The sequence below is a fragment of the Hypericibacter sp. genome (genome assembly GCF_050729195.1).
GTDB lineage: Bacteria > Pseudomonadota > Alphaproteobacteria > Dongiales > Dongiaceae > Hypericibacter.
The window spans coordinates 1-8,715 of record NZ_JBOHKS010000070.1 but is presented as its reverse complement, the minus strand read 5'-3'; the positions used below and the strand labels follow the sequence as shown (position 1 = coordinate 8,715).

The 8,715-nt window shown below is 64.6% G+C and carries 9 protein-coding genes; 5 read left to right on the top strand and 4 right to left on the bottom strand.

What is annotated here, in order from left to right; all coding sequences use genetic code 11:
* Nucleotides 1–470: dienelactone hydrolase family protein (locus ACREE8_RS05775; RefSeq protein ID WP_431572029.1), on the top strand; the 470-nt coding region annotated here is incomplete at its 5' end.
* Nucleotides 471–551: 81 nt separating this feature from the next.
* On the opposite strand, the gene ACREE8_RS05770 is transcribed toward ACREE8_RS05775, so the two are convergent.
* Nucleotides 552–1,721, bottom strand: a complete 1,170-nt coding sequence (locus ACREE8_RS05770) for a 2OG-Fe(II) oxygenase (RefSeq protein WP_431572028.1) — start codon at nt 1,719–1,721, stop codon at nt 552–554.
* 287 nt (nt 1,722–2,008) lie between these two features.
* Here ACREE8_RS05770 and ACREE8_RS05765 point away from each other — a divergent pair, with 287 nt between their 5' ends.
* Together ACREE8_RS05765 and ACREE8_RS05760 are read left to right on the top strand one after the other, a co-directional pair.
* Nucleotides 2,009–2,449: a GlcG/HbpS family heme-binding protein gene (locus ACREE8_RS05765; RefSeq protein ID WP_431572027.1), complete on the top strand. Its 441-nt coding sequence runs from the start codon at nt 2,009–2,011 to the stop codon at nt 2,447–2,449.
* Between the two features lie 106 nt (nt 2,450–2,555).
* The gene (locus ACREE8_RS05760; RefSeq protein WP_431572026.1) at nt 2,556–2,978 is read left to right on the top strand and encodes a VOC family protein; all 423 of its coding nucleotides are present in this window, start codon (nt 2,556–2,558) and stop codon (nt 2,976–2,978) included.
* A 12-nt stretch (nt 2,979–2,990) separates the two neighbouring features.
* Here ACREE8_RS05760 and ACREE8_RS05755 read toward each other — a convergent pair whose 3' ends face one another.
* Nucleotides 2,991–4,238, bottom strand: coding sequence for a M24 family metallopeptidase (locus tag ACREE8_RS05755; protein ID WP_431572025.1), 1,248 nt, complete (start codon nt 4,236–4,238; stop codon nt 2,991–2,993).
* Between the two features lie 197 nt (nt 4,239–4,435).
* Between ACREE8_RS05755 and ACREE8_RS05750 the strand changes: the two genes are divergently transcribed.
* Nucleotides 4,436–5,173: an SDR family NAD(P)-dependent oxidoreductase gene (locus ACREE8_RS05750; RefSeq protein WP_431572030.1), complete on the top strand. Its 738-nt coding sequence runs from the start codon at nt 4,436–4,438 to the stop codon at nt 5,171–5,173.
* Between the two features lie 97 nt (nt 5,174–5,270).
* The gene (locus tag ACREE8_RS05745) at nt 5,271–6,374 is read left to right on the top strand and encodes an ABC transporter substrate-binding protein (protein WP_431572024.1); all 1,104 of its coding nucleotides are present in this window, start codon (nt 5,271–5,273) and stop codon (nt 6,372–6,374) included.
* Nucleotides 6,375–6,387: 13 nt separating this feature from the next.
* On the opposite strand, the gene ACREE8_RS05740 is transcribed toward ACREE8_RS05745, so the two are convergent.
* Entirely contained in the window at nt 6,388–7,836 is a 1,449-nt protein-coding gene (locus tag ACREE8_RS05740) for a DHA2 family efflux MFS transporter permease subunit (RefSeq protein ID WP_431572023.1), read from the bottom strand.
* Between the two features lie 113 nt (nt 7,837–7,949).
* Nucleotides 7,950–8,715, bottom strand: a 766-nt coding sequence (locus ACREE8_RS05735) for a class I SAM-dependent methyltransferase (protein WP_431572022.1), incomplete at its 5' end; no start/stop codon positions are given.

The window sequence follows — 8,715 nt, the reverse complement described above, 5'->3', positions numbered from 1 at the left end:
CCGATCTGCCGGCGCAGTTCCAGCAGGGCCTCGACTACATGAACAAATTCGATGCCGACAAGAGCATCGACGATATCAAGGCCACCATTGCCGCCTTGCGGGCCCGCGGCTGCAAGAAGGTCGGCGTCATCGGCTTTTGCCTCGGCGGGCGTCTGGCCTTCATGTGTGCGGCCCGCACCGACAGCGATGCGACGGCCGCCTATTATGGCGTCGGCATCGACGGCCTGCTGGGCGAGAAAGACAAGATCCGCAAGCCGCTGCTGCTCCATATCGCGAAGCAGGATCGGTTTGTTCCGCCCGAAGCCCAGGCCAAGGTCCATGCCGCGCTCAAGGGCAACCCGCTGGTGACGATCCACGATTACGACGCGGACCATGCCTTCGCCCGCCACACCGGCTCGTCGCGCGTGCCGGCCCTCGCCGACCAGGCGGATGCGCGCACCGCGGCTTTCTTCGCCAAGCATCTGGCCTGATCGAAAACCCGCGCCTGAAACAGAAGGGGCCGCATGAGAATGCGGCCCCTTTTTCATGCGTTCAACGGCCTCGACGGGCGCTCAGTACTCGGCCTTGGCCTCGGCCTCTTCCGCCGTCTCCGCGGCCTCGTCGGCCGTGCCGGTGCTCTTCTTGTCGAGAAATTTGAGATTCTGTGCGCGGATGGCCGCCGCTTCGTCGTCATAGAGGAAGGGCAGCGTCGCATAGCGCAGGCCCCTGGTGACCGGCATCGCCTCATGGAGCAGCGAGCAGGAAAATACGACGGCGCCGCCGGTGGGCGCCTTGTATCGCCGCATGCCGAATTCCGGGAAGCGCAGTTCGCCACCGCTATGGTCTTCGGCATTCAGATTGATCGTGACTGCGAAGCGGCGATGCGCGGTGCCCGCCGTGGTGTTGTCGCGATGCGCCTTGAAGAATCCGGCATCATCGGCGCTGTAGCAGGCGACGATGTAGCGCTCGATGCGATTGACCGAGAACTGGAAGGATTTTTTGATCTCCGGCACCAGCCGCGCATGGATGCGCTGCACCAGGGCGTTGCGCAATGTGGGATCGCCGATGGTGACGTCGTTGCGGCGCTTGAAATTCGGATCGAGCTTGCCGACCGTCTTGCCGTTTTCGGTCCGCATGAAGCCAGACGCCGACGGCTGGCCGTTCTGATAGACACCGATCAGTGCCTTGCAGAACTCGGGCTCGAGCACCCGCGGCACCAGAAGCACCGGCGCCCAGAGCTCGGCGTTGGTCCGGGCATGCTCGCCCGGCAACGGCAATCCCTTGATCGCGGCTATGAACAGATCCGGCCGTTCGATGCTGCCACGGGCATAGACCCGCAGCATCGGGTCGAGAATCAGCCAATGCGGCCGATAGTCGGGCTCCGGCCTCTCGGCGCGCCGGTCCATCGCGCCATAGAGGCCGGACACGTGGCCGTCTTGGTCATGAAAGATGCGGGCCTTGGGAAAGGCCGTGGCCATGACCGGATCGACCTGATCCCCGCCGTCGCAGCTGACCGCGAAACGCACATGATTCTCGTCGCTGTCGGGCAGCGACGCCGCGGCGACGGCCAAATGCTCGACGAAGGCGTGGCAGACAGGGGCGCTGGCGCGGCCGAGAAACACCAGGGCGACGAAGCGGCCGCCGAGGCTCGGCATCGAGAAGCGCGGATTGAAGGTGGTATGCGCCTCGAACCAGGGCGCGGGCTCGCCCAGCCCGATCAGCCTGTCACGCGTTTCCGCCATGGATCCCCTCCCGCCAGGAGGTCGGCATAACCCCTCGCCGGCCCCCTGGGCAAGTGCTGGTTTGCGCCCTCAAAGGCTGAAAATCTCTCAATGAAACCCGTAAGTTGGCAAAAGCGATCGGCCGAAGCCGGGACTGCCGCCAAAATCGCATTCGTCGCCACCGCACCCTAAGCCGCCCATTAGAAAGACCGGGCTTTAAATTTCCGTAAGACCCGCGGAGGCTCGTTGGGCCAGGATAGCGATGGCCGGAGCCCGATCCCGGCATCGAATCCAGGGAGCGAACAGCCATGACCACACCGGGCATGAAGGGCACCGTCGCCATGACGTTGCCGGCGCGCAAGAAGCTCACGCTCGAGGCCGCGCGGCGCATCGCCTCGGCCGCCGAAGCGGAAGCGCTGCGGCAGGAATTCACCATGTGCATCGCCATCGTCGATGACGGCGGTCATCTGCTCTGCTTCGCGCGGATGGACGACACGCAGCTCGCAAGCATCGAGGTCGCGATCGCGAAGGCCCGTTCGGCGCTGATGTTCCGGCGGCCGACCAAGGCGCTCGAAGATCGCCTGACCGGCGGCTGGATGCCGACGCTCGGCCTCGCCGGCGTGGTGCCGGTCGAGGGCGGCGTGCCCCTGATCGTGGAAGAGGAGATCATCGGCGCCATCGGCGTCAGCGGCGGCACGGCGCAGCAGGACGGCCAGATCGCGGCGGCGGGATTGGCCGTGCTGGCCTGAGCCTGGTTGCGTTGGTCACCGGCATCGGTTTCCGTGGCGGCATCGATCGCAAAACGGTGTTACACAACACCGGCTCGATGTCTTCATTTGCCAGGGAACGCACGCGATGCTGAAGCTCAAGCGGATCGACAATATGGACATCCTGACCAAGGATGTTCAGCGGCTGGTGGATTTTTACCACGGAACCCTGGGCCTCGATTTCTTCCTGCCCTATCTGCCGGGGCAAAGCTGGGCCGCCATCGACCTCGGCAATCTGACGCTCTATGTGCTGAAGACGGGCGTCGGCGAGCGTGAGCCGCGCCGGACCGGAAGCAGCGCCGAGAGCGCGCCCGGGCTCGATTCATTCGCCTTCGAGGTCGAGGATCTGGACCTTGCGATGGCCGAGCTCGACGGCAAGGTCGAGTGGGTGAGCCCCCAGTTCGGCACCTGGCGGCATCCCAACGGAACCCATTATCGCTTCCGTGCCTTCTTCGACCCCGACGGGAACAAGCTCTACGTCACGGAACCGCACAAGGTCGCCGCTACCTAGAGGGGTCGACCGTCAGCCGACGGCGATGAGCTCCAGCGGCGTCTTCGACAGCAGGCGGCAGCCCTTTCGGTCCCAGACGACGGTATCGATGAGCGCAGTGTCGAACAGGCTCTCGAAGTTGGTGACCATCCCGTCCTCGAAGACGCGATCCAGGAACTCGTCGTCGCCGAGATTGAAGTAGAAGTCGCCGACCCAGTCGGGCGGCAGGCTCAAGCCCAGCTCGTAGCCAAGGGCCCAGCCGCCCGTCTCGGACCAGAGACCGACCTCGTCGTAATATCGCCGGAGGCGGCGATTCACCTCGCGCACGGTCAATCCCGCCTTCAGATCGGAGGTGATGACGTCGTAGACACCCGCGGCGAGGCGATAGCGTTCCACCAGGGCCTTGGGAGGATCGCCGACAAAGAACCCCCGCATCGCATTGCCGTGATAGCGGTTATAGACGCCGCACAGATCGGCGACCAGGATCTCGCCCGCCTCGATGACTTTCGTGCTGGCCATGCTATGGCCGATCGACTGGGGAACCCCGTCGACCACGGGCGCCGTGTTGAAGATCGGAATGAGGGCCGGAAACTCGCCACCCGCCTTCATCATCTCGTGAGTCACGGCGCCGAAGAGATCGAGCTCGGTGATGCCGGGCCTTAGGAGATCCTGAATCGTGCGGTGGCCGATGTCGCAGATCTTTGTCGCTTTCTCGATATAGGCGATCTCCTGCGCCGATTTCACCCGGCGCGCGCGGCGCAACAAGGCGCTGGAATCGACCACCTCGCAGCCGGCGGCGCGGAAGGCACCCTCGAACATCGTGCTGATGGCACGGTTGGGGATGTAGCTCCAGAACTCCATGCCGACCGTGCCGCTGAGCCAACCCTCTTTCGCCAGCTCCTCCGTGATGAAGCGCAGGTTCGGTGTCGCCCGGCGATCGGGAAGCCAGCGGTTGTGTTTGCAGATCGAGGTCCGCGCCATGACGGGCATTTCGGTCGGATTGTCGAAATGGATGACCCGATCCGATCCGGCATGGATCGCCGTGCCGTAGCATTGCGGATAGCGCATCGGCGAGTTCGCCTTGTACCAGCTCGTGAAGTAGCCATGGAGCCAGCAGATGGCTTCGGGCGTCGTGACCCAGAGCAGGTCGATCCCGCGCTCGCGCATCATCCCGCGGACCTTGGCAAGGCGTGACAGATACTCCGCTTCGCTGAACGGAAGCTCGACCGGGCCGATCTTCGCGGGATCGAAGGTTCCAGGGGTAAGACCGACATTCGTCACGCGAAACCTCCCAGGTTCTTCCAGCGTCAACCCATCTGTCGCTCCTTGCGAGCAACCGGTTCAATCGACGCCGCACTGCCATGTCAGTATGCCAGCCCATCGACCGCCGGAGATACCCCGCGCGGGGTATGGAGCGACAGCAGAGCGCGGCTCCTACTGTTGCAAAGGCTGCAGGCGCGACATCCGACGTGGCGATCATGACCTTCGAGCGCTTCGACGATCAGGTGGCGGTGGTGACCGGGGCCGCGCAAGGATTGGGCGCTGCGATCAGCCAGCTTTTCGTTTCTCGCGGCGCCTTCGTCCATCTCATGGATTTCGACCGCGACCGGTTACAAGCAACCGCCGCGAAGCTGGGATCCCGCGCCCGGGCGCATGTTGCCGATGTCACGCGCGAGGCGGAGATCCTTGCCGCCCGCGACGCGATCCTGAAGGAATCGGGGCGCTGCGACATCCTCGTCAACAATGCGGGCATCTATCCCTTCGAGGCGACGGCCGACATCACCGAGGCTTCCTGGGACCGTGTCTTCGACACCAACCTCAAGAGCGTGTTCTTCACGACCCGGGCCTTCATGACGGCGATGGCGGCACGGCAATATGGTCGGATCGTCTGTATCTCCTCGACGGACTCCTACATCCCCAAGCCGCTCTATCCGCATTACGCCGCCTCTAAGGCGGCCGTCCGCAGCCTGGTGAAGACATTCGCCCTCGAGCTGGCCGGCAAGGGTGTCCTGGTCAATGGCGTGAGCCCCGGCTCGATTGCCACCGAGCGGGCCCAGGAACAGGGCTGGCTGCCGCGCGCGATCCAGCGCATCCCCATCGGAAACGCCGCCTCGCCGGATCAGATCGCCGAGATTGTCGCGTTCCTCGCCTCCGGACGCAACCAGTTCATGACCGGCGAGACTGTCGTGGCGAGCGGCGGCGAGATCATGGTTTGAAGGAAACAGAGCCAGTGCCTCGATTGAAAACCGAGGCGGCGTGCCGGGGCCGGGCCGTCGGACTTCGGACGCCATAAGCATCAACAGGGAGGGCGACATGGGAATCAATCAGAGCTCGCAGGCACTTGAAGTCATCGATGCCTATCGGAAGGGCCGCGTCAGCCGCCGCCGCTTCCTCGAGGCCTGCGCGCTGCTCGGGATCGCGCCCGCAGCCCTCGGATTGACACGACGCGCACAAGCCGCCGAAGAGATCGTCATCGCCAACTGGGGCGGCGACGCCGAACGCGCGGAAGGCGAAGGCTGGGGCAAGCCCTTCACCGCGGATACAGGCATCGGCGTCAAGATCGACGGCAGCGGACCCATGCCCGGCAACATCAAGGCCATGGTCGACGCCAAGCATGTCACCTGGGATGTGGCCGAGATCGAGGTCTTCATGGCGATCGATCTGGGCGGGCAGGGCCTGCTCGAGCCGATCGACTATTCGATCGTCGACAAATCGAAGGTCCAACCCGGCTATGCGCTCGAGTTCGGCATCTGCAACTACACCTACAGCACGGTCGTCACCTACGACACCGCCAAGGTCGGGGCCGAACCGCCCAAGGATTGGGTGGATTTCTTCAACATGGAGAAATATCCGGGCAAGCGCGCCATCTGGAAATATGGCATCGGCGCCTGGGAGGCGGTGCTGCTGGGCGACGGCGTCGCGCCCGACAAGCTCTATCCCCTCGACATCGACCGCGCCATCAAGGCCGCGCGAAAGCACGCCGACAATCTGGTCTATTTCGAGAGCGGCGCCGACAGCCAGCAGATGCTCCTCACCGGCGAGATCGTCATGGGTGCGCTGTGGCATACGCGCGCGAGCGTGCTCGATCGCGACACCAAGGGCAAGGTGACCTGGACCTGGAACCAGGGCGCCTTGAGCGCCTCCTCCTGGACCATCCCCAAAGGGGCCGAGCATGTCGCGGCGGCACAAAAATTCATCGCCTCCACCCAGATTCCCGAACGGCAGATCGAAGTGTTCAAGATCATGGGGAATGGCTGCGCCAATCCGGCCGCATCGGCCATGCTGCCGCCGGAGCTCGCCCGCAACGATCCGGGCCGGGCGGAGAATCTGAAGCAGCAGATCATCATCGACCAGCAATCCTATGCCGGCAATTACGACGCCTGGCTGAACAAATGGCTGGACGGGATCTCGAGCTAGCGAAGAGTCCGCCCTAGCCGCCTTTCGCGGCGCGGCGGTGGCCGCTGACCTCCATGCCGTCTTCCGGCCTCAGGAAGCGGAAGCCGGGGAGCGCCAGGAGCGGAATGACCGCCATCAGCAGGAACACCTCGTGGAAGCGCGCGGTGGTGAGCGGCGCGCCTTCCGCGGTGAGCAAGCCCAGCAGCATCGCGCTGAGCGAGACGCCGAAGCTGACGGTGAGCTGCTGCAGCACCCCGCCAAGGCTGGTGGCGCGGCTGAGCTTGTCGGACGGCATCTCGGCATAGGAGAGCGTGTTGGAGGTCATGAACTGCGCCGAGCGGAGCAGCCCGAAGAACGCGATATAGATCGCGATGACCCAATAGGGCGTGTCCGGCCCGATCAGGGCGAAGCCCGCGATCACGGCCGCTCCCAGGAGCGCGCTCCAGAACAGCAGCCGGTCGAAACCCAGCGTTCGCAGCAGGCGCGTCGAGATCGGGCGGATCGCCAGCGCACCGAAGCTGGTGACGAAGGTGAGCGAGCCCGACAGGACCGGGCTCATGCCGAAGCCGACCTGCAGCATGAGCGGCAGGAGATAAGGGACACCGTTCATGCCGATGCGGGCGAGACCGCCCGAGAGGGTGCCGATCCGGAAGGAGCGCAGCCGGAACAAGGTCAGATCGACCGCGGGCGCCGCCACCTTCCGCGCATAGCGAACGAAGGCCAGCAGGAACAGGGCCGCCGCGATCAGCACGGCGATGATGGCCAGGGTCGGAATCGTCGGCCGGCCGACATTCTCGATGCCATATTGCAGGAGCGCCACCCCCGCTCCCACCATCAGGAAGCCGGGGAAATCGAACCTCACCTTTTTGTCGCCGCGAATCTCCTCCACATAGCGCAAGGCCAGCAGGATGCCGGCGCAGCCGAACGGGATGTTGATATAGAAGATCCAGCGCCATGACGCGTAGGTGGTGATCACGCCCCCCAGCAAGGGCCCGATGACCGGCCCGATCAAAGCCGGCAGGCTCATATAGATCATCGCCGTGAAGAACTGGCCGCGCGGGAAACTGCGCAGCAGGATCAGCCGCCCCACGGGCGTCATCATGGCGCCGCCGAGGCCCTGCAGCGCGCGGGTCGCGACCAGCATCGCGAAACTGTCCGCGATCCCGCAGAGGCAGGAGCCGATGGTGAAGATCACCAGCGACAGCACGAAGATCCGGCGCGCGCCGAAGCGATCGGCGAACCAGCCGCTGACGGGAATGAACACCGCCAGGGTCAGGACATAGGTCGTGACCGCCAGGTTCATGCGCAGCGGCGTCGTGGCGAGGTTCTTCGCCATATCCGGGATGGCGGTCGTGATGATCGTCGAATCCAGCTGTTCCATCAGGAACGCGATCGCGACGACCAGGGGGATGAGCAGGCGAAGGCGGGGATTGCGGACCGTGGCGAACTGATGTTCGTCCGGCTTGCGGTCGGAATCGGTCATGCGGGAGGATTTATCCGAGGGCCATGTCCAGAAACTCTACATCCGGCGGATGCGATTCGAAGGTTGCGTTCTCTTAAGGATCCCCTGTCCCCGGCAACCCGGGCCCGGAACGTTCAGCCCGGACGGCGGCAGATGACGACATCCGTATGCTCTCCGAGGATCCCGTGATCTTCGTCGTGAAAATGCCGGATGTCGACCTCGAACGGCGCCCATCGCGCGATCTGGCTTTCGATCGCGTAGCCATAATCGAAGGTGACGAGGGAGCGTCCCCGACCGATCGGATTGCCGTGATATTGGGGCGGCTGGACCAGATGGCGGACAAATCCCGGCTTCGTACGCGCCGCGCGCCGGTGCGCCGCCTCGGCCTGATTCTTGCGGATTGGGAGTGTCAGCAGGCAATGGCCGCCGGGCCTCAAGGTCCGGTAGACCTCGCGAAAGACCTTGGCCGGCTCGAACACATGCTCCATGACGTCGAGGGCGATCACGAGATCGAAGCGGCCATCGGGAAATCGCTGCGCCGCCAGATCTTCGTGACGGCCGTGGCGGAACAAGGCCTCCAAGCGGCCGAAGCCGAAGTATTGCGAGGCGACGTAACCCGCGGCTTCGCGCCGGAGTTTGACCGAGATGCCGCGATTGGCCGGCGAGGATTCATGAATTGCGAGCCGGCGCCAATCGGGCGCCACCTCGTTGAGCGCAAGGGTCAGGGCGCGCTCGCGCACCACCGACCGGCAGAGGGGACAGAGGAGATTGTCGCGATACCACGCGTTGCCGGAGGCGAAGGTGACCGCAGTCTCGCAGATCGGACAAAAGCCGGCGTGACGATACATCCTTGCCTTGCCAGATGCCGCGGGATCGGTCCTTCCGGCGACGGCCTCCCCT